The organism is Pseudomonas sp. A125 (assembly GCF_055409485.1).
Map to the genome: position 1 here is coordinate 135,492 of NZ_JBUZVP010000008.1, position 24,106 is coordinate 159,597.

Consider the following 24,106-nt stretch of genomic DNA (forward strand, 5'->3'; position numbering starts at 1 on the left):
ACGGCGGATGGACTTTTCCTGGATCAACAGTTTTACCGGCGAGCTGCTGCACGGCCTCGGCATCACCCTGAAGTTGCTGGTGCTGTCGGGCATCTTCGGTTTTGCGCTGGCGGTGCTGGTGGCGTTGGGGCGCTTGTCGTCCAACCCGCTGATCAGCGGCCCGTTGCGCGCCTACACCGCCGTGTTTCGCGGCACGCCGCTGCTGGTGCAGATCTACATCCTGTACTACGGCGTGGGCAGTGTGTTTGCCAGCTACCCGCTGATTCGCGGCAGTTTTCTGTGGCCATACCTGCGCGAAGGCTTCTGGTACGTGGCCCTGGCGCTGGTCTTGTGCGTAGGTGCCTACGTCGGCGAAGTGCTGCGTGGCGCTTTGCGGGCCGTGCCAAAGGGCGAGCTGGAAGCGGCGCGGGCCTATGGCATGAAGCGAATGATGATGCTGCGCCGGGTCTGGTTGCCGCGTGCACTGGAGCTGGTCAAGCCAACGTTGGTAGGCGAGACAGTGCTGCTGCTCAAGGCCACCGCGCTGGCGTCCACCGTGGCCGTCACCGACTTGCTGGGCGCCGCCAACCTGGTACGGGCGCAGACTTTGCGCGTGTATGAGCCGCTGCTGGCGGTGGCGCTGATCTACATTGTGTTGGCGTTCGTGATCGAACACGGCTTCTCGCGCTGGGGCAAGGTCCCGCAGCGCCAGGCTTGAATCAATTTTGCTTTAAGGAGAACAAGGATGCGTTATTCCCCGTTTGTCGAACGCATTAGCGGCGAGTCCGTCAGCGCCTGGGATATTCACTACGCGGCCGTCGAGGCCCGGGGCCGTGGCGAGGACGTGATCGTGCTCAGCGTGGGCGACCCGGACTTCGCCACCGACAGCGCGATTTGCGAAGCCGCCGTCGACGCCCTGCGTGCCGGTGACACCCACTACACCCACGTGCTCGGCCGCCCGGCCCTGCGCGAAGCCATCGCCGCCAAGCAAAGCCGGCTGCAAGGCGTCGCGGTGCACGCCGACAATGTCGCGCTGGTGGCCGGTGCGCAGAACGGTTTGTTTGCCGCCTCGTTGTGCCTGTTCAGCCATGGCGATGAAGTGTTGGTGCCAGAACCGATGTACCTGACCTACGAGGCCTGCATCCACGCCTCCGGTGCGCGCATCGCGACCGTCGAGCAACCGGCGGCCAACGGTTTTCGCCTGACCCGCGCGGCATTGGAAGCGGCGATTACCGACAAGACCCGGGGCATCGCCCTGGCCACGCCCTGCAATCCGACCGGCAACGTCTACAGCCGTGAAGAGCTGGAAATGATCGCCCAGGTGGCGCGCCAATACGACCTGTGGGTGATCTCCGATGAAGTCTACGGGCAGATCACCTACGACCATGAACACCTGAGCATCGCCTCGTTGCCGGGCATGGCCGAGCGCACCGTGGTGCTCAACAGCCTGTCGAAAACCCACGCCATGACCGGCTGGCGCGTGGGCTGGGTGGTGGGGCCAAAACCGCTGATCGGGCATCTGGATAACCTGCTGCTGTGCATGCTGTACGGCCTGCCGGGGTTTATCCAGGAAGCCGCGATCAAGGCGCTGGAAGTGGATGATGCCGTGGTCAGTGATGCACGGGCGGTGTATCGCCGGCGGCGTGACCTGGTGGTGCAAGGCTTGAGCGCGATCACCGACCTGGACTGCCGCGTGCCCCAGGCCGGGATGTTCATGCTGGTAGATGTACGCCGCACCGGGCTGACCAGCATGGACTTTGCCTGGCAGCTGTTTCGCGCCACCGGCGTCTCGGTGCTCGACGCCCAGGCCTTTGGCGCCAGCGCCGAGGGTTTTGTGCGGATTTCCTTCACCGTCGCCGATGACACCCTCAAGGACGCCTGCCAGCGCATTGCCGGGTTTGTTCAGGGCCTGCGGGCCAACCGCTGATCCACTGAAGAAACCCAATCACTGTGGGAGCTGGCTTGCCTGCGATGCAAGCACCTCGGTTTCTCAGTAACACCGAGGTGATCCTATCGCGGGCAAGCCCGGCTCCCACACAAGCCAGTTCCCACAGTTGATCGTCGCCGCTTTGAATATCGAGGTTTACCCCGTGACTGCTTCCGACCAATTCAATTCCACCCACTCCGCTGTCAGCCCCCACGCTGACCTGGTGCTGCACAACGCTCGTCTCTATACCCTCGACCCGACCCAGCCGTGGGCCGAGGCCGTGGCGATTCGCGACGGGCGCCTGATCGCCGTGGGCAACTTCGCACAAGTGCAAAGCCTGATCGGCCCGCACACCCGCCAGCACGACCTGCAAGGCGCGTTCTGCATGCCGGGCCTGCACGACATGCACACTCACCCCGACCTGGCGCTGGCCCCGCGCTACAGCGATGACCTGGACGTGGGCATCGAAGACCCGACCCCGGAGCAACTGGCGGCGTCGATCCACGCCTATGCCGACAGCCACCCGGGCAACGGCTGGATCTACGGCCAGTACTGGGTGCGCTACACCTTCCGCGAAGCGGGCCAGACGCCAGGCCGTGACTGGCTTGACAGCATCATGCCGGACCGCCCGGTGGCCCTGCTGGACCGGATGTGGGGCACCATGATGGTCAACTCCAAGGCCCTGGAGCTGGCCGGCATCGACCGCCACACCGCTGACCCGCGCAACGGCTACATGGAGCGCGACGAACTCACCGGCGAGCCCACCGGCCTGCTGATCGACGGCGCCTACGCACTGATCCACGCGGCCATGCCGCCAACCCCGGTAGACGTGTTGCGCCGCGCCTATCGCGACGGTGTGCATTTCCAAAGCTCGCGTGGGGTAACGGCGACCAAGTACGTGCACGTCTGCGAGCGGCGCCTGGATGCCCTCAAGGAACTGGACGATGCCGGCGAACTGACCCTGCGGGTGGAAGCCGCCATCAGTTGGCAGGACGATATTTTCCCGGTGCGCCGGCGCTGGGAATTGCTCGGTGGCGAGCGGCACTACTACCGCAGCGCGCGCCTGAACGCCAACGCGGTGAAGTTCCACTTCGACGGTACCGTGGAGCCCAAGTCCTCATACCTGATGACCCCGTGGGAGGCCAACTCCACCTGGCGCGGCAAGCTCAACCTGACCCCGGAACACATCACCGACATGGTGGTGGACATGGACCGCCGTGGCCTGCGGGTGATCGCCCACTGCACCGGCGACGGCGCCTCCGATGTGTTCCTGGATGCGGTGGCCGAAGCCCGGCGAGTCAACGGTGACAGCGGGATTCGTCACCAGTGTGCCCACAGCACGTTGCTGCACCCGGGCAACCTCAAGCGCTTCAAGACGCTGAACGTGATCGCCGAATTTTCCCCGGCCGCCTGGTACCCGACACCATTCGCCAGCGGCGCACGCAGCGGTTACGGCCAGGAGCGCCTCAAGCGCATCTACGATTTCAAAGGCGTGCTGGCCGAAGGCGGCCTGGCGGTGATGGGCACCGATTGGCCGGTGGCGTCGATCGACCCGTGGCTGGCCCTGGAAACCATGGTCACCCGCCAGAACCCATGGAACCAGGAGCCGGAGTGCTTCGGCGAACCCATCACCCTGGAGCAGGCGCTGCAAGTGGCGACCCTCAACGGCGCCCACGCCATGGGCCTGGAGCACTCCACCGGCAGCCTGCAAGTGGGCAAGTCGGCCGACCTGATCGTGCTCGACCGCGACCTGTTCGCCCAGCCTGCACGCAATTACATCCACCAGACCCAGGTGCAACTGACGTTTGTCGAAGGCCGCCCGGTGTACGACCGCCTCGGCACCTTTGCCGACACCTCGCTGCAAGCGGTGTGGCAAGGCTTGCCGCCGGTGATCGAATGAACGCCGAGAGCATCGCGGTGACGGTGGTGGCCGGGTTCCTCGGCGCCGGCAAGACCACCCTGCTCAACCGTATGGCCCAGCAACCGCAGTACGGGCGCATGGCGGTAATCGTGAATGATTTTGGCGAGCTGAATATCGATGCCGCGATCATCGCCGAAGTCACCGACGCGGTGGTCAGCCTGCAAAACGGCTGCATCTGCTGCACCGTGCAGGAAGACCTGCTGGCGCAACTGGTGAGCCTGACGCAACTGCGCCCTCGCCTGGACCGGATCGTCATCGAGTGCAGCGGAGTTTCCGACCCGCAACGCATCGTGCAAACCCTGGGTTACCCACAGCTCAAGGCGCAGTTGCACCTGGACACGGTGATCACCCTGGTGGACGCCAGCGGTTACCGGGCACTCGAAGCTGAGTTCGCGCGCCTGTCCCGGGCCCAGGTGGCCTGTGCCGACCTGGTTCTACTGAACAAGGCCGACCTGGTCAGCGCCGCCGAACTGGAAACCCTGCGCACCGATATCAGTGGCCGGGCGCGGGTGTTGAGTACGGTGCAGGCGATGGTGCCGGATGCCCTGCTGCTGGGCGAACGCACTGAGCGCAACGGCTTGAGCCCGGTGCTGCCGCGCCACGACCAACTGTTTGAAAGCTGGGTGTGGCAAGGCAACCAGCCGCTGCCCGCCAAGGCCTTGCGCGACTGGCTGGGGCAACTGCCCAAGGACCTGTTCCGGCTCAAGGGCCTGGTGCATTTGCAAGGCAACGACCAACCCTTCTGGCTGCAACACGTGGGCAGCCGCAGCCAATTCACCCTGGCCAACGGGCAAGCGCCGGAGCTCGCCGTGCAACTGGTATTTATCGCCCGGCGCGGCAGTGGCTTGCGTGAAGGGCTGGACGCTCAGTTGAGTGCCCTGCAAGGCTTGTGATGCCTGTGGACAACAGGCATAAAGACGCTCCCTTCCCGGTTCGTTTCAAAGGAGCAGCATGTCCCAAGGATTGACCTATCGCCAGGCGCACCTGGATGACCTGCACACCCTGTGCGTGCTCGGCCAGCCGTTGAATCGCCTGCACCACCAGGAACGGCCCGATATCTACCGTGACGCCACCGACCAGGTGGAGCGCGACCAGTCCCATTGGCGGCCCTGCCTCACCAGCCGGGTGCAGGCGGTGTTTCTGGCCGAGCAGCAAGGTGCAGGCATCGGGTTTATCACCGTGCAAATCATCGAGACCGCAAGCCCGTTGCTGGAACCGCTGCGCGTCGCCCGGATCGGCTCGATCTGCGTACTGGAGGCCCAGCGTGGCCAGGGCATTGGCCGTGAACTGATGGCGCTCGCCGAACGCTGGGCCATCCGCCAGGGCGCCAGGGATTTGCGCCTGACCGTCTGGGCCTTCAACGAACCGGCACGGCGGCTGTACGAGGAATTGGACTACGAAACACGCGCCTTCGAAATGGGCAAGCGCCTCGGTTAAATCGATGGACAAGCCCCTTGCGCTCCCACGCTCTGCGTGGGAGCGATCAACTCACCAGTGCTCGCCACAAATGGCCATGCCTTGACGTCACCACACCCCCCCGCTGAAAATGCGCGACGCTTTTCCCGTCTCCCCGTTTACTGAAGTAGTGAAATTTCAATGTCTGATTCCCGCACCGAAGAATCCGTAGTCGCCTTGCAATCCAAAGCTGAATACGAAAACGCCATCAATCTTTCACAGCACGTGCCGGCGGCCAAGACCATCAGCGAGATGGTGCTGGACGCGTTCCACACTTCCAAGGAAAGCGACCAGATCCGCGAACTGCGCGTGGCCATCCGCCAGGCCCACGACGCCTTTGACGACGACAAGGCCTATGACCTGATGGGCGAGCTCAAGCAGCTCAAGGATGCCGAAGCCGCCGACAACGCCGCCCTCGAAGACCTCAACACCAAGTTCTCCATCAGCCGCATCCTGTCCAGCTTCAAGGACGACCCCGAGTTCCAGGAACTGGTCTACGGCCTGGCCCTGAAGGTGCTGAACCAGACCCACCAGGCCATCAGCAACCCGAGCGCCGGCAAAGGCAAGGCTTCGCGACCGAAGAAGGAAGCGGAAGTGTTCGCCATCAGCAAGGACGGCATCAGCGTCACCCTGCCGATGCGCTCGCCGCGCTCCAAGCCGAATGTCGACCGTGAGGCGTTTGAGTTCCTCGGTTTCACCTTTGTGGGTGAGGGTGACGAGGCGGAACTTGAGGTTGAAACCTTTGTGGATAACTCCGGCGCCGAGCAGCCGCTGACGCGTAAAAGCATCATCACTGCGCTGCAGCAGCAGACGGCGTTTGATGGTTACAGCATCGCGTAGGAGCTATGGCAGCAACATCACGTAGGAGCTATCACGTAGGAGCTATCACGTAGGAGCTGTCGAGCGCCAGCGAGGCTGCGATGGCAGCAACATCGCAATCGCGCCAGGCACCGGCATCGCGTCGCGCCTCACGCAGCCTCGCTTAAGCTCGACAGCTGCTACGGAAGATTTGAGGCATGAAAAAGCCCCGCATTCATTAGAAGGCGGGGCTTTTGCGTTTCTACCTATTTGGAATGAAAACGCCGGTTCAACGCGATCCGTTTGGCCTGCACTTCCCGCAGGTGTTTGCGGTGACGCCGCCACAGCACCAGCACGATGATCAGCACCAGCACCACCAACCCACCGCCCCACAGCAGATACGGCATGGCCGTGATCAACAACGGCGCATCTCCACCACGACGCAGGCTCGTCACTTCGTCGGCACTGACGCTCAACGCCGGGTTGCCGAAAGTTTGCAGGCTGTAGTTGGCGATGGCGGCGATTTGCGCGTCGTTCAGGTCGCCACCCAGGGCCGGCATGCTCACGGCGCCGTCGGCACCTTTACGGTCGATGCCCGCGATGATCGCCATCACCAGGTTGTTGGCCTGGTTGCCGTTGAGCGCGGTATTGAGGCTCAGGGACGGGTAGAACTTGTCTGCACTGCCCTGGCCATCGCGGCCGTGGCAGCTGGAGCAGGCCGAGTTGTAGAGGCGTGCGCCATCCAGGCCGGTGGCATCGGCCAATGAGGCTTGATCGCCCTGGCCGGTTTCCAGGGTGCTCATGTCCACCGGTTTGACGTCGCGCACTACGCGCTCGGTCTGCCCGGGATCGCGGATCGGCGGCACGCTGTGCAGGTAGGCGGCCATGGCGTGCAGGTCGCTGTCGCTGAGGTAGCGCAAGCTGTTTTCCACCGCTTCAGCCATCCCGCCCGCCGCCTGGGCCTTGTCGGCAAGGTGACCGTTTTTCATGAAGTTGACTAGGTCATCTTCGCTCCAGTCTCCCAGGCCGCTGATCTTGTCGGAGGTGATGTTGGGCGCGACCCAGCCGCCCAGTTTGGCCCCGGCCAGGTACTGGCTGTTGTCCTCGGCCATCAAGGCGTTACGCGGGGTGTGGCAGGCGCCGCAGTGGGCGAGGTTGTCCACCAGGTACTGGCCGCGACTGGTCTGTTCGGTGGCGCCGGGCTTGGGCACAAAACCCTGGCTGTCGAGGAACACCAGGTTCCAGCCGAACATCAGTTGGCGGATGTTGAACGGGAACGCCAGGTGCGTTTCCGGCACCGGCTGGTCCACGGCTTTGACGCCCTGTTGCAGGTACACGTACAAGGCGTGGATGTCGTCATCGCTCATGCCCTGGTACGAGGTGTACGGCATCGCCGGGTACAGATGCTGGCCCTTGGCGTTGATGCCTTTGCGCAAGGCGTCCGCCAGTTGCTGCTCGGTGTAGTCGCCAATGCCATAGGCCTTGGATGGGGTGATGTTGCTGGAGATGATCTTGCCCATGGGCGAGTCGATCACATACCCACCGGCCAGCGGCGCGCCACCGTTTTCGGCGGTGCGGTGACAGGCTTCGCAGTCACCGGCACGGGCCACATAGGCACCTTTGTGAATCAGCGCAGCGGTGTCTTCAGCGGCAAACGCCGGCAATGCGGTGAGCAGCAAGGCGAGCAGTGGAAGTTTAAGCAATCCCATGACCTAGACCTCCCGCGCAATGATGTCGGCCATACGGATACTCAGCGCTACGCCGGCCAGGGTCGGGTTGATGGTGCCGGAGGCCGGGATCACCCCGGTGGTGGCGAGGAACAGGTTGGCGTGATCGTGGGTGCGGCACTCGTGGTTGACCACCGAGTCCTTGGGGTTGGCGCCCATGATCACGGTGCCCATCAGGTGGTCGCGGTTCTGGTAGCCGGTGTTGTCTTCCACCACCGTGCCGCCCATCAGTTGCACAAAGTGCGCATAGTCTTCGGTGACGCCGGCCTTGGCGGCCTTCACGTAGTCGCCCACCTCGTAGTTGACCACCAGCATCGGAATGCCCAAGGCGTCCTTGCGGGTGCGGCTCGGGCGCACGGTGTTGGTCTGCAATGGCAGGGTTTCATACACGGTGGACACATCGACCCAACGCGCCGCGTCATGACGGATGCGCTCGTCCAGCTCCTTGCCGTACACGCCCTGAGCGATCAGCCGCTTGGCCACGGCGATGTTCGGCACGTTGTTGGAGATCGAGTGTTTGACCGAGGCGCGCTCCTTGCGGAACTCGCCGTCGCGGCGGTTGAAGATCCCGCCCTGCTGCACGGCCCCGCGCCCCGGCCACAACGGCTCGTCGGCGATAAATTGCAGGCCTTGGCCGGTGTGGTCCATCAGGTTGCGGCCGACCTGGTCGGAGGAGTTGGCGACCTCGGAAATCAGCAGCAGCTTGGGGGTTTCCAGGCCGTGGGCGGCAACGATGAAGTACTTGGCGGTGAGCCGCACATCGGCGCCGGTGGAGCTGCGGTAATGGATGGCGACGATCTTGTCGTCCGCACCTTTTTCCAGTTTATACGCCGTGGCGTCAGTGATCAGCTTGGCGCCGGCCTGTTCGGCGTGACGGGCGTGCACGTCGCCGCTGTACATCGCGCCGATGGGGCAGACCGGCATGCAGTTGTTGTTGCCGCTGCACGCCGGGCGCCCGTCGTAGGGTTCGGTGGCACGGCCATTGGGCTCATGGATAAAGTGATAACCCGCCGGGGCCATGCGTTCGCGCAGGCGCTGGAACAGGTAGGTATCGCCTTCCGGCGCCATCGGATACGGGCTGGAACGCGGAGGGAAAGCGCCGCCACCCTGCCCGCTCTGGTCCTGGGTGTCACTGCCGCATACGCCCAAGGCAATTTCTGCGCGCACGTAATAGGGTTCCAACTCGCTGTATTCCAGCGGCCAGTCGCGACCTACGCCGTACAGGGTCTTGAGTTTCATGTCGTTGGGCAAGTAACGCCAGCACGCCGCCGCCCAGTGCCAGGTCGTGCCGCCCACCAGCTTCAACATGCCGGGACGGAACTCGAAAGAACCGGTGTTCTCGATGTATTGCTCATCATAAGAATGATGGGCCCACGGCTCATTCGGGTACGGTGAGTTGTAATTGCCCTTGTTCGACGAGTTACGGAAGTTCTCGACTATCTTCCAGCGGGGAATATGTTCACCCGCTTCCAGAATAATCACCGACTTGCCGTGTTTGGCCAATTCAAATGCTGCGTTACTGCCTAATGCGCCGGAGCCAACCACAATGACATCGGCGTCAAAATCCTGATTCATAAAAGTGCCTTGTCTTAGTCGTTGGCCAGCGTGGCCGGAGGATTGACCCAGTAATTGGTTTTCCCCCGGGAGTACGTCGGGATCACCGTGGCGTCCGCCGTCGGCGCATAGGCCAGGGCACCGGTGAAGGTGACCAGGCGCGTGCCGTCGGTCGCGCGCAAGGACACTGGCGTACCGGTGTAGCCCAGGTACCAGGCGGAGACGATTTTTTGCGCAGTGTCCTTCACCACCGGGTCGCGGTAGAAGGGGCTGGCGGACAACTGGCTGACGCTGCGCAGGTGATGCTGGCCGACCTTGCCCCACAAGGCTTTCATCTTCTCGGGGAAGGCAGGGTCGTTCTGCGTGCACTGGGCCAGGATGCGCAAGGACAAGGCAGCATCCACGCTCGGGCGCTCAAGGAGGAACAGCGACAATTGGCGGAAGGATTCGATGTCATCCGTGGCGGCGCTGCTGACTTCCTGCGCCAGCACAGATCCGGCCCACAGCGGGGCAAACAGGCCGGCGCCGGTCAAGGCTGCGCCTGAATAAAGGAGTTTTCTACGGGTTATCACGGGATATCTCCTCATGAGTCGAACAACGATCGGCGTACAGGCCAAGTTCGACTTCACTGCAAAAGGCTGAGTACTTCGTTCACGGAGGTTGAACGGACTTTAAGAGCCCTTTTTATAACTGCCAGGAGAACGCCAAGCTGTCATGCAGCTTGTTAATTATGGTGATGAACAATAGCGCGGCCATCTATAACAGCCGCCTAAACACCGTACAGCAATTGATCCCGTAATAATATGAAACATCCCTGGGGATGATTGCTCAGTTGTGCAGGTAATCCGCAATGGGGTACTTCGCGCACAAGGTTTGGGCCTGTAAACGCAGGGACTCCTGTGCATCGGGAGCCAGAGTGAACTTGTGTTCGTTGAGTGGCGTGACGGCATCGAGTACCCGACAAATCAGGTCGACGACCTGGCGGCATCCGCCGGCATCGATGTCGCGTTGCGCCAGGGAGCCAGTGCCAATACACAGCCCGTTGGCGACGAACGACGGTCGCGTCTCGCCCGGCGCGCGATGCTTGCCCACGATGATGCCGCACCGCTCCAATGCCGCCTGGGCGATGGAGCCGCTGATGCCGCCACGCAAGCGGACCAGGATCGAGTGGTTCTCACTGCGCCCGCCCACCACCTCGTAGTCGCAGGCCTGAAATGCGCTGGCCAGCTCATCGGCGGTGGTGCGGATCCGCGCCATCCAGGCGTCGAATTCCGCCGACATGGCGTAGCCGAGCGCGGCGGCCTTTGCTGCGATCATGTTGAAGGCTGGCGCGCCCTGCATCCGCGGGAACACCGCTTGATCGAGGAGCCGGCTGAAGGTGGTCTTGAGGCCGGGCACTTTGGTTTCGGCGTCGCGCCCGGAAAGGATCAAGCCGCCACGCGGGCCGCCGAGCTGCCTGTGGGTACACAGTAGGGTGACGTGGGCGGCGTTGATCGGGCTCGGATGACGCCCGGTGGCAACCAGGCCGGCGATGGTCGAGATGTCCGCCAGCAGGATCGCTCCGGCTTCGTCGGCAATCGCGCGGAACCGCTGGAAATCAATGAGGTGTGAGTACGCCGTCGCACCGCAGATGATCACGCGCGGGCGATGCGCCAGCGCCAGTGTACGTACCTGTTCGTAGTCGATAAGGCCCTTGGAGGTGGTGCCATACCTGAGCGCCTTGTAGTTCGCGCCAGTGAACGCCACGGGGCTGCCATGGCTCAAGTGCCCGCCGTGGTCTGTGGCCATACCGAGCACGGTGTCTCCAGGCTCCAACAAAGCCGCCAGCACCTGGTAATTGGCGGTCGACGCCGAGTGTGATTGCACGCCGGCGTATTGCGCACCGAACAGCTCACGCGCCCGGCGCACAGCCAGGGCTTCGACCCGATCGGCATTCTCGCACCCGGCGTGATGACGCCAGCCAAGTGTTCCCTCTGCCGTCACATTCACCAGCGCCGAGGCGGACGCCGCCAGGATATGCGGCTTCACTGCACAGGACGACGCAGCCAGTGACAGGGTTTGGTGCTGGCGCGTGACTTCCGAATCCAGCAGCCCCGCCAGCTCCGCGTCTTCTGCCCGTAGATCCGCCAGCCCTCGTTGCAGCAGGCCGGCGTGATGGCTAAATGATTGCGTGTTGACTGTCATAGTCGTGTGTTCCTTCCCTGAAAATCCCGTTCGCCTTTCCGTTGGGCGCAGGGCAATTAAGCAGAAAAATGAACATTTTCCAAATTAAATGATTCTTTTTGGCTGATCACAGAGGGACAAGCCGCGGTTTTTCCTGGCGGGATGCTGGCCAATCGCCAAAAAGCTGATCACGGTCTTTATTCTTGTAGCGGGCGCATGCAACACTTCGCGCCGCGGCGCAGCCCGCACCCAGCGCAACATGGACGCTCTGTGAAAAACATAAGGAAGTGGTGGGCACTTGATCCATAGAAAAGAACGCACCGAGTATTTGAAGAGCAACATCAAATACCTGATCAAAAGCCGCGGAGAGACGCAGCTGTCGTTGTGCACCGCGGCCGGCCTGACCCGGACCACGATCTACAACATCCTGGAAGGCAAGGTCGTCAACGTCCAGCAGTCCACCATCCGCAAGATCTCGGATTTCTTTGGCGTCTCTTATGAAGAAATCGAAACCCTCGATTTTGAAGAGAAAGAAATCATCGACAGCAGTATTTCCCCCCAGGGAAATATGAACCCCGCTGCCGTGCCCATCATCAAGGAAAGCCTGGTGATAACGAGCATGGACAAGCGCATTGGCGAACTGGCCACGCTGTACCCGCTGACCTACTACTTCGGCACATCCTACAACCTGATCGGTGTGTTGCTGGAGCGTGAAATTCCGGGGGTGAATGAGCCTGGCGACCTGCTGATCGTGCAGAAGGGCTCATCCAGCGACGATAAGGAAAAGCTGGTGTACGACCGCGTAACCAAAAAACTGTTTATCACGGATGAAGCCTGCGTGAGCTCGGATCGTATCTGTGTGGTGGGAGATATTATCGAGGAGCGTTTCAATGACCACGTATGAAGGCGAAGCCGAGAACAGTAAATACAAACTGCTGGGCTTCGAGAATGACAAGAGCCTGGCGGTGATCATGGTCATCGCCACGGGCAAGATCATTCGGATAAAACTGAGCGAAGTGCTGAACAGCGAAATCATGGACAATTTAAATAAAATGGAAGTCAAGAACATGTACAAGAAGTTCTATTCACAGGGCGGCGCGCTGACTGCGTACGACCTCAATGACCGCAATGAGAATTCATGGATGATTTATATCATCCTGAACTTGCTGCTCTTTACGTTTTATATCTTTACCAGTATTGCCGCGACCAAACCCATTTACCTGGAGTCGCTGGGCATTATCGTCACACCCGGGACCTTCCTTTACCCACTGACGTTTCTAATCGTGGACTTGCTCAACGAGCAGTTCGGCCTGCGCCTGGCGAGACGGGCCATCCTGTTTGCGTTTGCCAGCAACGCGATGATTATTGTCCTGCTCTACGGCTCGACCTTCCTCCCCGGGCTGCCAGGCTGGAAACTCGATGGGCCGTACAACGACGTGATCATCCAGGTGTCGTCGGTGTTGATCGCCTCCTCGGTTTCGTTCCTGGTGTCGGAGAACATAAACTCGTACCTGCTGTGCAAGATCAAGGAGCTGACCAATTCCAGGTACCTGTTCCTACGGATTTTCCTGAGTACTTTTTTCGCGGTGATTATCGACAGTTTCCTGTTCTGCTTCATCGCGTTCTACGGCGCCATGCAGACCAGCGACCTGCTGAACATGATCTACGTGCAGATCGCGATCAAAGTCTGCTTTGCGTTCTTCAACATCCTGCCGGCCTATGGGGCCCGCTCGCTGTTCAAGCGCTACATCACGGGCGATAACCAGGCCCAGCCACAAGGCAACTGATTGGTGAGCGTTCCCACGCCCTGCACGGGAACGCTCGGCATCATGCCAGTTTGCTTTTCAAACGCTGCATGACGGCGGCCTTGTTTTCCAGGTAGTCGTTCAAGCCCCGCGCGCGAAGGTTGCACGCATCGCAGTTACCACAGCCCGTGCCGATAATGCCGTTGTAGCAAGTCAGGGTCTGGTTGCGGATCAGGTCCAGCTGGTTGTGATGGTCGGCCAGGGCCCAGGTCTCGGCCTTGTTCAGCCACATCAGCGGGGTTTCCAGGCGCACGTCGTATTCCATGCCCAGTTGCAGCGCTTTGTTCAGGGCCTTGACGAACTCATCCCGGCAATCGGGATAGCCGGAGAAGTCGGTTTCGCACACGCCGGTAATCACGGTTTCTGCCTTCACCTGGTAGGCGTAAATCGCTGCCAGGGTCAAAAACAGAATGTTCCTGCCCGGCACAAAGGTGCTCGGCAGGCTTTCGCCTGAACTGTTCACGGTGGGCACCGGAATGTTGTCACGGGTCAGGCTGCTGATGGCCAGTTCGTTCAACAGCGACACGTCCATTACCTTGTGAACGGTGGCACCCAGTTGTTTGGCGAGTTTCTGTGCGACTTCAACTTCCGCCACATGCCGCTGGCCATAATCAAAGGTAATGCAATGCACTTCGTCATACAGCGCCAGCGCCTGGATCAGGCAGGTTGTCGAGTCCTGCCCACCACTGAATACGATAACGGCTTTTTTACTCATCACGTTGCTTCCTGCATTTATCACATGTGTAGGAGCGAGCTTGCTCGCGAAAAACGTCAATGATAACGCAGCGTATCTGGTTTAACGCGGCGCCTTCTGGTTTTTCGCGAGCAAGCTCGCTCCTACAAAAAAGCCCCGCGCTTCTCACGAAGGCGGGGCTTTTTCTACTTCATCCACTCAGTGAGCGTACGTCAGCAGCAACTCTTTCGGCACCTGGAAGTCCAGGGACATCATCACGCTCAAAGCAGTGATGGTGAAGATCGAGAAGACGAACAGCTTGCGTGCCCAGACGGTGTCATCCACCGCCTTGTAGCCGGTCCAGGCCATGTACAACCAGTACATGCCCATGGCGGCGGCAACGGCGAGGTAGCTCATGCCGGCGTAGCCACTGAAGGTCAACATCAAGGTCGCCACGAGGAAGGCCAGGATGTAGAGCAGGATGTGTTTCTTGGCGACCTTGATGCCACGCTTGACCGGCAGAACCGGAATCGAGGCAGCCAGGTAGTCGTTGAAACGGAAGATCGCGATGGCATAGGAGTGCGGCATCTGCCACAGGCTGAACATCACCAGTAGCACCAGCGCGGCCATGTCGAAGCTATTGGTCACAGCCACATAACCAATCACCGGCGGCATCGCCCCCGACAGACTGCCCACCAGCGTGCCGTGAACCGACTTGCGCTTGAGGTACAGGCTGTAGAAGCCGACGTAGATGACAAAGCCGATCACGGCAAACAGCGCCGCCAGCGGGTTGGCCACCTTGTACAACAACACCACGCCTGCGATACCCAGAATGGTCGCGAAGATCAGTGCCAGTTTCAGGGAGATAAGGCCCTGGACCAGCACACGATTCTTGGTGCGCTCCATCTTGATGTCGATATCGCGGTCGATGCAGTTGTTGAATACACAACCGGAAGCTACCACCAGGGACGTGCCGATCATCGCAGCCAGGAAAATGGCCAGATCGACATGCCCCTTGGAGGCCAGGAAGAAACCGCCTGCCACAGAAAGCACGTTACCGAAAATGATCCCCGGTTTGGTGATTTGGATAAAGTGCTTAAGCGACATCGGGTCTTACCTCACTTCGCCATCATGAACGTATGGATGCTGAACATGATCCATACCGACAGGCCAACCAGCAGGAGGATTACCAAGCCTGCAAACACGAACGCAATCACGTTATCGCGCTGCGCCTTCGAACGGTCCAGGTGCAGGAAGTACACCAGGTGAACCAGAACCTGAATCACCGCGAACGCCAGCACGATCATCAAGGTGATCGACTTCGGCAAGGTTGGGTACATCACCAGGCCGAACGGGATCAGCGTCAGGATGACCGACAGGATGAAGCCGATGGCGTACGACTTGACGCTGCCGTGGCTGTCATCGTGGCTGTCATGGGAATGTGCATTAGCCATTACAGAGTCCCCATCAGGTAGACAACGGTGAAGACGCAGATCCAGACCACGTCCAGGAAGTGCCAGAACAGGCTCAGGCAGCTCAGGCGAGTCTTGTTGGTGTTGGTCAGGCCATGCTTGTTGACCTGATACATCATGGTCGCCATCCAGATCAGACCGGCGGATACGTGCAGACCGTGGGTGCCTACCAGCGTGAAGAACGCCGACAGGAAGCCGCTACGGTGCGGGCCGTAACCTTCGGAGATCAGCAGGTGGAACTCATTGACCTCCATGCCGATGAAGCCCAGGCCGAACAGGAAGGTCAGTGCCAACCAGCTCAGGACGCCTTTCTTGCTGCCCTTGTAGAAGGCCAGCATGGCGAAGCCGTAGGTGATCGAGCTGAACAACAGCAAGGCGGTTTCGCCGAGCACGTAAGGCAGTTCGAAGATGTCGTGGCCCGACGGGCCACCCGCTACGTTGTTTACCAGTACCGCGTACACCGCGAAGATCGACGCAAACAAGATGCAGTCGGTCATCAGGTAGAGCCAGAAACCGAAGACGGTCATTGGCCCCGAGTCGTGGTGATGGTCATCGTGCCCATGGTCATCGACATGGGCGTGTCCAGCATTGGTCACTAAGTTCGACATGGTTTAAGCCTGTTCCAACGAGGTTTCAACACGGTTGGCCGGGATCTTCTTCTCGGCAACCAGGCGAGCGTGTTGCTCGGCTTCGATGCGTTCGATCACGTCGACCGGCACCATGTAGCCTTGGTCATCACGGGCAGCGTGAACGATGAAGTAGCCGATGGTGCCCACCAGGCTGACGATGGCCAGCCACCAGATGTGCCAGATCATCGCGAAACCGAACACGGTCAACAGCGCGCCCATCACAACGCCGGTAGCGGTGTTGTTAGGCATGTGGATCGGCTCGTAATGCGTTGGCTTCTGGTACGCAGTACCGTCTTCCTTGGCTTCGGTGAACGGATCGATGCTGTCAGCCTTAGGCAGTACGGCAAAGTTGTAGAACGGCGGTGGCGAGGAGGTCGACCATTCCAGGGTGTGAGCATTCCATGGGTCGCCGGATTCGCACATGTTCTGCTTGCGATCACGCACGCTGACATACAGCTGAATCAACTGGCAGGCGATACCGACCGCGATCATCACCGCACCGAACATGGCAACGTACAGGTACGGTACCCACTCAGGGTTGGTGGTGGCGTTCAGACGACGGGTCATGCCCATGAAGCCCAAAGCGTAGAGCGGCATGAACGCGACGAAGAAGCCCGAGATCCAGAACCAGAATGCAGCCTTGCCCCAGCCTTCGTGCAGCTTGAAGCCGAACGCTTTCGGGAAGTAGAAGCTGAAGCCTGCGATGTAGCCGAATACTGCGCCGCCGATGATCACGTTATGGAAGTGAGCAATGACGAACAGGCTGTTGTGCAGTACGAAGTCAGCACCCGGGATAGCCAGCAGTACGCCGGTCATGCCGCCGATTGCGAAGGTCACCATGAAGCCCAGGGTCCAGAGAACCTGGCTGGTGATACGCAGACGACCGTGATAGATGGTGAATAGCCAGTTAAATAGCTTCACCCCCGTCGGGATAGAAATCAGCATCGTCGCCAGTCCGAAGAACGCGTTGACGCTGGCCCCCGAACCCATGGTGAAGAAGTGGTGCAGCCAAACCATGAAGCCCAGCACCGAGATCGCGCCCGAGGCGTAGATCATCGAGTGGTGACCGAACAGGCGCTTGCCCGAGAAGGTCGAGATCACTTCAGAGAAGATACCGAACGCTGGCAGGATCAGGATGTACACCTCAGGGTGACCCCATGCCCAGAACAGGTTCACGTACATCATCGGATTGCCACCAAGTTCATTGGTGAAAATGTGGAAATCCAGGTAACGGTCAAGCGACAGCAACGCCATGGTTGCAGCCAGGATCGGGAACGAAGCGACGATCAGTACGTTGGCCCAGGTGCAGGTCCAGGTGAAGATCGGCATGTCCATCAGCTTCATGCCCGGGGCGCGCATTTTCAAGACGGTGGCCAGGAAGTTGACCCCCGTCAGTGTCGTCCCGAGTCCTGATAACTGTAGCGCCCAGATGTAGTAGTCCACACCCACGCCAGGGCTGTAGGCCAGGCCCGACAGCGGCGGATACGCAACCCAACCGGTCTTGGCGAATTCGCCGACGCCCAGGGACAGGTTGATCAGTACCACGCCGGACACCAGCAGCCAGAAGCTCAAGGAGTTCAGGAACGGGAACGCAACGTCACGCGCACCGATCTGCAGCGGCAAGGCAAGGTTCATCAGGCCGGTGAAGAAAGGCATCGCCATGAAGATGATCATGATCACACCGTGGGCGGTGAAGATCTGGTCATAGTGTTCAGGCGGCAGGTAGCCAGGCGAACCCTCGGTGGCCATGGCCAACTGGGTACGCATCATGATGGCGTCGGCAAAACCACGCAGCAGCATGACCATGGCAACGATGACGTACATGACGCCGATTTTCTTGTGGTCGACCGAAGTCAGCCACTCGGTCCACAGGTAGGTCCACTTCTTGAAGTAAGTGATACCTGCAAACAGTGCCAGACCACCCAGCGCGATCATGGCGATGGTCACCATCACGATCGGCTCGTGGAACGGGACCGCATCCCAACTTAATTTACCAAACATCGTTTACTCCTCTGCCCCAGCAGTTGAATGCGAGCCCGTGTCAGAACCTTCAACCGCGGCCACTTCTTTCTTCTCGTGCTCGATCGGCTTGCCTGGCTTCATACCTTCGTACTTGTCGACGATTTTCTGAAACAGGTCCGGCTCGTACGTGGAGTACAGGGCGACTGGGTTGTTTTGGCTCGGTTTGGCAAGGGCTTCGTATTCAGCTTGATCAAGCTGTTTAGGTGCGGCCTTGACTTCGGCTACCCAGGCGTTGAAATCTTCCTGGCTTGTCGAGATCGCTTTGAATTTCATGCCGGTGAAGCCAGCACCGCTGTAGTTGGCGGAGATGCCTTCCATTTCAGCTTTCTCGTTTGCGATCAGGTGCAGGCGAGTCTGCATGCCTGCCATCGCGTAGATCTGGCCGCCCAGTGCAGGGATGAAGAACGAGTTCATCACGGCATCGGAGGTGATTCGGAAGTTAAGCGGGGTGTTCTCCGGGAACCGGATCTGGTTCACAGTGGCGATACCCAGGTCCGGGTAGATGAACAGCCACTTCCAGTCCAGCGCGACCACTTCGATGTTGATCGGCTTGACGTCGGAGTCCAGCGGACGGTACGGGTCCAGCTCATGGGTCGACTTATAGGTGATGTAACCCAGGGCGATGATGATGAGGATCGGCACCAGCCACACCGCGATTTCGATCTTGGTGGAGTGCGACCACTTCGGCGCATAGGTTGCGCTGGTGTTCGACGCACGGTATTTCCAGGCGAATGCGAACGTCATGATGATCACGGGCACCACGACCAACAGCATCAGCAGGGTGGCGGTGATGATCAGGTTTCGTTGATCCAGACCGACCTGACCTTTAGGGTCGAGCAAGGTCCACTTGCAGCCTCCCAGCATTAAGAGCATGCCGAGCAGCGGCAAAAAGCCTAGTAATCGGGGGTACCTGTTTTTACTCATCTCACGACCTCTAAAGCAGCTTGCGCAATGCAGTTGGGTTTTGATCGCCAACACTTCACCCTGCCAAGGGTTGGCATTTCTCTTCGATTGAATAAGGGCCTGCCCGTCGCACCTTGCGCGAATCGACACGTCCCGGGCTAGCGGTGAGTTCTTATTCGAATTCGTTGGTCAAAGGCCTTGTTACAGACCAATTCCATTTGGTGCGGATAGTTGAAAAGCTGCCGGCACCTGGGGTCGCATGAAACGTTACATCCGCCTCTCGACCGCCCTAGTTTGCTCAGGAGTGAGCAGCACCGGACATTCAGTGCGGGCGATTGTAGTTAGCTAGCGATGTATAAACCATGTCTTATCCAGAAATAATTTTTATCGTTTCCAGCAATAATCCTTCACCATTATTGCAAAGGTCCGCGATCGTATCGCGTTTGATTCTCGACAAAAACCACAAAAAATGCCGTGTTATTGGGCATTTTGCCACATCCCCTACAGGTCGTAAGGGCATCGAAAACGGATCCAAGTGCCCTGAAAACAAGGCATTCGGACATCAGGCGCTGTCACAGACCGCACGCCACGCGCGGCGTGGGCCAGACGACGAACTGACAGCCACAAATCGGGGTTTTCTGCAAATTTTCGGCGCGTTTACGGGCGTCAGAAACCTCCTGCGACAGCTTCCGTGTGACAACATGTCGCATGCTGCGCACACCCAAACTTGCCCCGCGTCACGGCCTCTTCACAAATGCCTACAAACAAAAACGCCCCGGCCTTCATATAGGAAGGCCGGGGCGTTTGCGTGTCTACGGCTTAGGCTTTGCTCTGGCGATTACGGTAAATGCCCAGTGGTACCAGGATCACCGTCAGTACAAAGGCCACCAGCGCCCATTGGGCCAGGGACAAGCCGAGCACGGGCGGGTAAGGCGTCTCACAGAAGCCGTCGACCTGGAAACCGAGGGGAAACACCGAGGCCAGCGGCAAGCCATCGACAATCGGTTGCAGCACATCGATGCCACAGCTGACCTTCGGAAAGTACTGGATGTACACGTGATAGCCGGCGGCGGCGACGCCACCGAGGGCGCTGAGTGTCACCAGCACTTCAAACAGCGTGACGCTGCGAGGGGTGCGCATGGCGGCACCGACGAAGGCGAAGATCGCGATCAGCAGCAAGGCATAACGTTGCAGGATGCACAGCGGGCATGGCGCCTCGCCCAATACCACCTGCATGTACAGCGCCCCGCCGATTAGCGCCAGGCAGATAATGCCCAGCAATACCAGAAAGCGTCGCTCCCTGCCCAAACGCAATTCGTCGATCATCCCCGTTTCCCTTTAGCCAATTGTGGTTGTGCCAATGGCCGCAAGTTTACACGCGGGAGGTGAAAGTTGAGCAGTTGGCGTGTGGAGGTTTAAACAGGAGGCATTAACAGGAGATTAATCAGGGAAAATGTTGTGAATGTACTGACGCCATCGCGGGCAAGCCCGGCTCCCACATTGGACAGTGTTTGCCTGGGCAACCCAGTAAAATGTGGGAGCCGGGCTTGCCCGCGATGAGGCCGACCCGGTGTATCGGTTAAATCCTATTCCAGGGCCGACGCCGGCCCAAAGAACTCATACCGGCTCCCACATTGGGCAGTGTTTGCCTGGGCAACCCAGTCAAATGTGGGAGCCGGGCTTGCCCGCGATTGGGCCGACCCGGTGTATCGGTTAAATCCTATTCCAGGGCCGACGCAGGCCCAAAGAACTCATACCGGCTCCCACACTGGACAGTGTTTGCCTGGGCAACCCAGTAAAATGTGGGAGCCGGGCTTGCCCGCGATGGGGCCGACCCGGTGTATCGGTTAAATCCTATTCCAGGGCCGACGCCGGCCCAAAGAACTCATACCGGCTCCCACATTGGACGGTGTTTGCCTGGGCAACCCAGTCAAATGTGGGAGCCGGGCTTGCCCGCGATGAGGCCGACCCGGTGTATCAGTTAAATCCTATTCCAGGGCCGACGCCGGCCCAAAGAACTCATACCGGCTCCCACATTGGACGGTGTTTGCCTGGGCAACCCAGTCAAATGTGGGAGCAGGGCTTGCCCGCGATGAGGCCGACCCGGTGTATCGGTTAAATCCTATTCCAGGGCCGACGCCGGCCCAAAGAACTCATACCGGCTCTGCTTCTCCGGCACCCCCAGGGCCTTGAGGTGACGCTTGATCGCCGCCATGAAGCCCTTAGGCCCCAGGAAGTACGCGTCCACATCCCGCTCCATAGGCAACCACGCCGCCAGTTGCTCCTGACTCAGCATGCCAACCTTGTCCGCCGCCGGGCTCACGCCATCATCCTCGGCATAGCAATAGAAGCGCTTGAGCTGCGGATGCTGGGCCGCCAGGCCATCCACCCACTCGCGGAACGCATGCACCCCGCCATTGCGCGCGCAGTGGATAAAGTGGATCGGCCGCTCGGTGGCCAGGGCCGCTTCGAGCATCGGCAAGGTCGGCGTGATGCCCACGCCACCGCTGATCAGCACCAATGGCTTGTCGCTGGCCGCCAGGGTGAACTCCCCCGAAGGTGGAAACAGGTCAATGGTCGCGCCTACCTGAAACTGATCATGCAGGTAATTGGACACCCGGCCACCGGCCTCGCGCTTGACGCTGATACGGTACTGGCCCGAGTCGCCACGCGCCGACAGGGAGTAGTTGCGGCGCACTTCCTCGCCATCGAGCAGCAGCTTCATGCCGATGTATTGCCCTGGCTCGGCAGCCAGGATCGGGCCGTTATCCACCGGCGCGAAGTAGAACGAGATGATTTCCGCGCTCTCCTCCACCCGCTTGACCAGCGTGAACGAACGCGCACCGCGCCAGCCGCCCGGCGCCTCTTCCTTCTCTTTATAGATAGCCGCTTCGGCACCGATCAGGATGTCGGCCAACTGGCCATAGGCAGCGCCCCACGCCGCCATCACTTCAGGGGTGGCGATTTCGCTGCCCAGCACTTCGCTAATCGCCCGCAGCAGGCAGGTACCCACGATCGGGTAATGCTCCGGCAAAATCTGCAAGGCCACGTGCTTGTTGATGATCTTCGCCACCAGGTCGCCCAACTGGTCCAGTTGGTCGATATGCCGGGCGTACATCAATACACCGTTGGCCAAGGCGCGAGGCTGGTCGCCGCTGGCCTGGTGCGCCTGGTTGAACAGCGGGCGCACTTGCGGGTACTCGGACAGCATCATGCGGTAGAAATGGGTGATCAGCGCTTCGCCGCCACTTTCCAGCAGAGGCACGGTGGATTTGACGATGGCACGGTCTTGGGCACTAAGCATGGCAGACTCCTGAGTCTTCTTACTGAATGCCCTTTACTACTCAGTATCCGTGCCAACTATTAAAATCTTATAAATCAATAGGTTGAAATTATTGTAGTCAGTTTGACTTCCTACACCTTATAGTCACTATGACTATAAGGAGTCATTATGACTGCGAAGCCACTGCTCACCACCCTGCTGCCCCTGGTTGCCGACCTGTCCCGCGAGCTGCCCGAAGGCGAGCGCTATCGGCGCCTGCTCCAGGCCATGCGCGCCCTGCTGCCCTGCGATGCTGCCGCCCTGCTGCGCCTGGACGGAGAATGGCTGGTGCCGCTGGCGGTGGACGGCTTGAGCACCGACACCCTCGGCCGGCGTTTCAAGGTCAGCGAGCACCCGCGTTTCGGCGTACTACTCAGCAGTGCCGGCCCTACCCGTTTTGACAGCGACAGCGAACTGCCCGACCCCTACGACGGTTTGGTGGACGGCTTGCACGGGCACCTGGAAGTTCACGACTGCATGGGTTGCCCGCTGTTTGTCGACGACCAGCCCTGGGGCCTGCTGACCCTCGACGCCCTCGACACCGAGCGCTTCGAGCGGGTGGAACTGGACGCTTTGCAAGCTTTCGCCAGCCTCGCCGCCGCGACCGTCAACGTGGCCGAGCGCATCGAACGCCTGGCCCTGCGTGCCGAAGACGAACACCAGCGCGCCGAAATCTACCGCCAGGCCAGCGGCCAGCAGCACAAGGAAATGATCGGCCAGAGCAAGACCCACAAGCGTCTGGTGGAAGAAATCAACCTGGTGGGCGGCAGCGACCTCACGGTGTTGATCACCGGCGAGACCGGCGTGGGCAAGGAGCTGGTGGCCCAGGCGATCCACGCCGCCTCATCCCGCGCCGAAAAACCGCTGATCAGCCTCAACTGCGCCGCCCTGCCGGAAACCCTGGTGGAAAGCGAGCTGTTCGGCCACGTGCGTGGGGCATTTACCGGCGCGCTGAATGAGCGCCGTGGCAAATTCGAACTGGCGAATGGCGGCACACTGTTTCTGGATGAAGTGGGCGAGTTGTCCCTCACCGTGCAGGCCAAGCTGCTGCGGGTGCTGCAAAGCGGCCAGTTGCAGCGCCTGGGGTCCGACAAGGAGCATCAGGTGGATGTACGCCTGATCGCCGCCACTAACCGCGACTTGGCCGAAGAAGTGCGCAGCGGCCGCTATCGCGCCGACTTCTACCACCGTTTGAGTGTGTACCCGCTGCAAGTCCCGGCGCTGCGCGAGCGGGGTCGCGACGTGCTGCTCCTGGCCGGTTTTTTTCTTGAACAGAACCGCTCACGCATGGGCTTGGGCAGCCTGCGCCTGACCAGCGACGCGCAGGCGGCGCTGCTGGCCTATATGTGGCCTGGCAATGTGCGCGAACTGGAACACCTGATCGGCCGCAGCGCCTTGAAAGCTCTGGGCAACTGCCGGGAACGGCCGAAGATTCTCAGCCTGAGCGCGGCCGACCTGGACTTGCCTGATGTGTCTGCGCCACCGACTGCAGAGCAACCCGACGCCGTGCCAGAGGTGACCGGCGACCTGCGCCTGGCCACCGAGAACTACCAGCGCCAGGTCATCAGCGCTTGCCTGGAGCGCCACCAGCACAACTGGGCCAGCGCGGCCCGCGAGCTGGGCCTGGACCGGGCCAACCTGGGACGGATGGCCAAGCGCCTCGGCCTGAAGTAGCGAACGGTGATTCCCAGGCAAAGGAGATCCACTGTGGGAGCTGGCTTGCCTGCGATGCAGGCACCTCGGTCCTTCAGCCGCA

The 24,106-nt window shown here is 60.4% G+C and carries 21 protein-coding genes and 1 pseudogene; 10 read left to right on the forward strand and 12 right to left on the reverse strand.

Features of this window, described 5'->3' with window-relative positions:
* Nucleotides 1-7: 7 nt before the first annotated feature.
* The 6 genes from ACZRN6_RS13220 (at nt 8) to ACZRN6_RS13245 (ending at nt 6,122) form a co-directional block, all read left to right on the forward strand.
* A complete protein-coding gene (locus ACZRN6_RS13220) occupies nt 8-697 on the forward strand; it encodes an ABC transporter permease (RefSeq protein ID WP_464008153.1) in 690 nt (229 codons plus the stop codon).
* Nucleotides 698-724: 27 nt separating this feature from the next.
* Complete coding sequence (locus ACZRN6_RS13225) at nt 725-1,906, forward strand: pyridoxal phosphate-dependent aminotransferase (RefSeq protein ID WP_464008154.1); 1,182 nt, start codon at nt 725-727, stop codon at nt 1,904-1,906.
* A gap of 163 nt (nt 1,907-2,069) precedes the next feature.
* Complete coding sequence (locus ACZRN6_RS13230) at nt 2,070-3,806, forward strand: amidohydrolase (RefSeq protein ID WP_464008155.1); 1,737 nt, start codon at nt 2,070-2,072, stop codon at nt 3,804-3,806.
* A complete protein-coding gene (locus ACZRN6_RS13235) occupies nt 3,803-4,720 on the forward strand; it encodes a CobW family GTP-binding protein (RefSeq protein ID WP_464008156.1) in 918 nt (305 codons plus the stop codon). Before ACZRN6_RS13230 ends, ACZRN6_RS13235 begins: the two co-directional genes overlap by 4 nt.
* Before the next feature lie 58 nt (nt 4,721-4,778).
* Entirely contained in the window at nt 4,779-5,264 is a 486-nt protein-coding gene (locus tag ACZRN6_RS13240; RefSeq protein WP_464008157.1) for a GNAT family N-acetyltransferase, read from the forward strand.
* A 159-nt stretch (nt 5,265-5,423) separates the two neighbouring features.
* Nucleotides 5,424-6,122, forward strand: a complete 699-nt coding sequence (locus tag ACZRN6_RS13245; protein ID WP_322147271.1) for a hypothetical protein — start codon at nt 5,424-5,426, stop codon at nt 6,120-6,122.
* Nucleotides 6,123-6,346: 224 nt separating this feature from the next.
* Here the strand turns inward: ACZRN6_RS13245 and ACZRN6_RS13250 are convergent, their stop codons facing one another.
* The 4 genes from ACZRN6_RS13250 to ACZRN6_RS13265 form a co-directional block, all read right to left on the reverse strand.
* Complete coding sequence (locus ACZRN6_RS13250; protein WP_464008158.1) at nt 6,347-7,789, reverse strand: c-type cytochrome; 1,443 nt, start codon at nt 7,787-7,789, stop codon at nt 6,347-6,349.
* Nucleotides 7,790-7,792: 3 nt separating this feature from the next.
* On the reverse strand, nt 7,793-9,382 hold the full coding sequence (locus tag ACZRN6_RS13255; protein WP_169386242.1) for a GMC family oxidoreductase: 1,590 nt from the start codon (nt 9,380-9,382) through the stop codon (nt 7,793-7,795).
* A 14-nt stretch (nt 9,383-9,396) separates the two neighbouring features.
* Nucleotides 9,397-9,933: a sugar dehydrogenase complex small subunit gene (locus ACZRN6_RS13260; protein ID WP_322147274.1), complete on the reverse strand. Its 537-nt coding sequence runs from the start codon at nt 9,931-9,933 to the stop codon at nt 9,397-9,399.
* Nucleotides 9,934-10,189: 256 nt separating this feature from the next.
* Nucleotides 10,190-11,545 carry a serine hydroxymethyltransferase gene (locus tag ACZRN6_RS13265; RefSeq protein WP_464008159.1) on the reverse strand — a complete coding sequence of 452 codons (1,356 nt, stop codon included), beginning with the start codon at nt 11,543-11,545 and terminating at the stop codon, nt 10,190-10,192.
* Nucleotides 11,546-11,822: 277 nt separating this feature from the next.
* Here ACZRN6_RS13265 and ACZRN6_RS13270 point away from each other — a divergent pair, with 277 nt between their 5' ends.
* Together ACZRN6_RS13270 and ACZRN6_RS13275 are read left to right on the forward strand one after the other, a co-directional pair.
* Complete coding sequence (locus tag ACZRN6_RS13270) at nt 11,823-12,428, forward strand: helix-turn-helix transcriptional regulator (RefSeq protein WP_322147277.1); 606 nt, start codon at nt 11,823-11,825, stop codon at nt 12,426-12,428.
* Nucleotides 12,415-13,311: a queuosine precursor transporter gene (locus tag ACZRN6_RS13275; RefSeq protein ID WP_322147279.1), complete on the forward strand. Its 897-nt coding sequence runs from the start codon at nt 12,415-12,417 to the stop codon at nt 13,309-13,311. The genes ACZRN6_RS13270 and ACZRN6_RS13275 overlap by 14 nt, the downstream gene beginning before the upstream one ends.
* Nucleotides 13,312-13,351: 40 nt before the next feature.
* Here the strand turns inward: ACZRN6_RS13275 and queC are convergent, their stop codons facing one another.
* The 6 genes from queC to cyoA all read right to left on the reverse strand — a co-directional run bounded on the left by queC (nt 13,352) and on the right by cyoA (nt 19,049).
* A complete protein-coding gene (gene queC, locus ACZRN6_RS13280; RefSeq protein WP_464008160.1) occupies nt 13,352-14,044 on the reverse strand; it encodes a 7-cyano-7-deazaguanine synthase QueC in 693 nt (230 codons plus the stop codon).
* 177 nt (nt 14,045-14,221) lie between these two features.
* Nucleotides 14,222-15,109, reverse strand: a complete 888-nt coding sequence (gene cyoE, locus ACZRN6_RS13285; RefSeq protein WP_003216376.1) for a heme o synthase — start codon at nt 15,107-15,109, stop codon at nt 14,222-14,224.
* A gap of 11 nt (nt 15,110-15,120) precedes the next feature.
* On the reverse strand, nt 15,121-15,456 hold the full coding sequence (cyoD, locus tag ACZRN6_RS13290) for a cytochrome o ubiquinol oxidase subunit IV (RefSeq protein ID WP_003216374.1): 336 nt from the start codon (nt 15,454-15,456) through the stop codon (nt 15,121-15,123).
* Nucleotides 15,456-16,082 carry a cytochrome o ubiquinol oxidase subunit III gene (locus ACZRN6_RS13295; protein ID WP_177040736.1) on the reverse strand — a complete coding sequence of 209 codons (627 nt, stop codon included), beginning with the start codon at nt 16,080-16,082 and terminating at the stop codon, nt 15,456-15,458. The genes cyoD and ACZRN6_RS13295 overlap by 1 nt, the downstream gene beginning before the upstream one ends.
* A gap of 3 nt (nt 16,083-16,085) precedes the next feature.
* Complete coding sequence (cyoB, locus tag ACZRN6_RS13300) at nt 16,086-18,104, reverse strand: cytochrome o ubiquinol oxidase subunit I (RefSeq protein WP_076015659.1); 2,019 nt, start codon at nt 18,102-18,104, stop codon at nt 16,086-16,088.
* A 3-nt stretch (nt 18,105-18,107) separates the two neighbouring features.
* Nucleotides 18,108-19,049, reverse strand: a complete 942-nt coding sequence (gene cyoA / locus ACZRN6_RS13305; RefSeq protein WP_088424139.1) for a ubiquinol oxidase subunit II — start codon at nt 19,047-19,049, stop codon at nt 18,108-18,110.
* 27 nt (nt 19,050-19,076) lie between these two features.
* Between cyoA and ACZRN6_RS13310 the strand changes: the two are divergent.
* Nucleotides 19,077-19,291 (forward strand): annotated as a pseudogene (locus ACZRN6_RS13310) (hypothetical protein).
* A 556-nt stretch (nt 19,292-19,847) separates the two neighbouring features.
* On the opposite strand, the gene ACZRN6_RS13315 reads toward ACZRN6_RS13310, so the two are convergent.
* Nucleotides 19,848-20,354, reverse strand: a complete 507-nt coding sequence (locus ACZRN6_RS13315) for a disulfide bond formation protein B (protein ID WP_322147283.1) — start codon at nt 20,352-20,354, stop codon at nt 19,848-19,850.
* Between the two features lie 796 nt (nt 20,355-21,150).
* Complete coding sequence (hmpA, locus tag ACZRN6_RS13320; RefSeq protein WP_322147284.1) at nt 21,151-22,332, reverse strand: NO-inducible flavohemoprotein; 1,182 nt, start codon at nt 22,330-22,332, stop codon at nt 21,151-21,153.
* Nucleotides 22,333-22,479: 147 nt separating this feature from the next.
* On the opposite strand from hmpA, the gene norR reads away from it, so the two are divergent.
* Entirely contained in the window at nt 22,480-24,024 is a 1,545-nt protein-coding gene (gene norR, locus ACZRN6_RS13325) for a nitric oxide reductase transcriptional regulator NorR (protein ID WP_464008161.1), read from the forward strand.
* The last annotated feature ends 82 nt before the right edge of the window (nt 24,025-24,106 follow it).

Bases quoted from the DNA above. Each gene is read 5' to 3' on its own strand.
- cyoE (WP_003216376.1), bottom strand. From the start codon at position 15,109: ATGTCGCTTAAGCACTTTATCCAAATCACCAAACCGGGGATCATTTTC.
- cyoB (WP_076015659.1), bottom strand. From the start codon at position 18,104: ATGTTTGGTAAATTAAGTTGGGATGCGGTCCCGTTCCACGAGCCGATC.
- ACZRN6_RS13275 (WP_322147279.1), top strand. From the start codon at position 12,415: ATGACCACGTATGAAGGCGAAGCCGAGAACAGTAAATACAAACTGCTG.
- cyoD (WP_003216374.1), bottom strand. From the start codon at position 15,456: ATGGCTAATGCACATTCCCATGACAGCCACGATGACAGCCACGGCAGC.
- ACZRN6_RS13220 (WP_464008153.1), top strand. From the start codon at position 8: ATGGACTTTTCCTGGATCAACAGTTTTACCGGCGAGCTGCTGCACGGC.
- norR (WP_464008161.1), top strand. From the start codon at position 22,480: ATGACTGCGAAGCCACTGCTCACCACCCTGCTGCCCCTGGTTGCCGAC.
- ACZRN6_RS13250 (WP_464008158.1), bottom strand. From the start codon at position 7,789: ATGGGATTGCTTAAACTTCCACTGCTCGCCTTGCTGCTCACCGCATTG.
- ACZRN6_RS13225 (WP_464008154.1), top strand. From the start codon at position 725: ATGCGTTATTCCCCGTTTGTCGAACGCATTAGCGGCGAGTCCGTCAGC.
- ACZRN6_RS13255 (WP_169386242.1), bottom strand. From the start codon at position 9,382: ATGAATCAGGATTTTGACGCCGATGTCATTGTGGTTGGCTCCGGCGCA.
- ACZRN6_RS13295 (WP_177040736.1), bottom strand. From the start codon at position 16,082: ATGTCGAACTTAGTGACCAATGCTGGACACGCCCATGTCGATGACCAT.
- ACZRN6_RS13240 (WP_464008157.1), top strand. From the start codon at position 4,779: ATGTCCCAAGGATTGACCTATCGCCAGGCGCACCTGGATGACCTGCAC.
- hmpA (WP_322147284.1), bottom strand. From the start codon at position 22,332: ATGCTTAGTGCCCAAGACCGTGCCATCGTCAAATCCACCGTGCCTCTG.
- ACZRN6_RS13265 (WP_464008159.1), bottom strand. From the start codon at position 11,545: ATGACAGTCAACACGCAATCATTTAGCCATCACGCCGGCCTGCTGCAA.
- ACZRN6_RS13315 (WP_322147283.1), bottom strand. From the start codon at position 20,354: ATGATCGACGAATTGCGTTTGGGCAGGGAGCGACGCTTTCTGGTATTG.
- ACZRN6_RS13235 (WP_464008156.1), top strand. From the start codon at position 3,803: ATGAACGCCGAGAGCATCGCGGTGACGGTGGTGGCCGGGTTCCTCGGC.
- queC (WP_464008160.1), bottom strand. From the start codon at position 14,044: ATGAGTAAAAAAGCCGTTATCGTATTCAGTGGTGGGCAGGACTCGACA.
- ACZRN6_RS13245 (WP_322147271.1), top strand. From the start codon at position 5,424: ATGTCTGATTCCCGCACCGAAGAATCCGTAGTCGCCTTGCAATCCAAA.
- cyoA (WP_088424139.1), bottom strand. From the start codon at position 19,049: ATGAGTAAAAACAGGTACCCCCGATTACTAGGCTTTTTGCCGCTGCTC.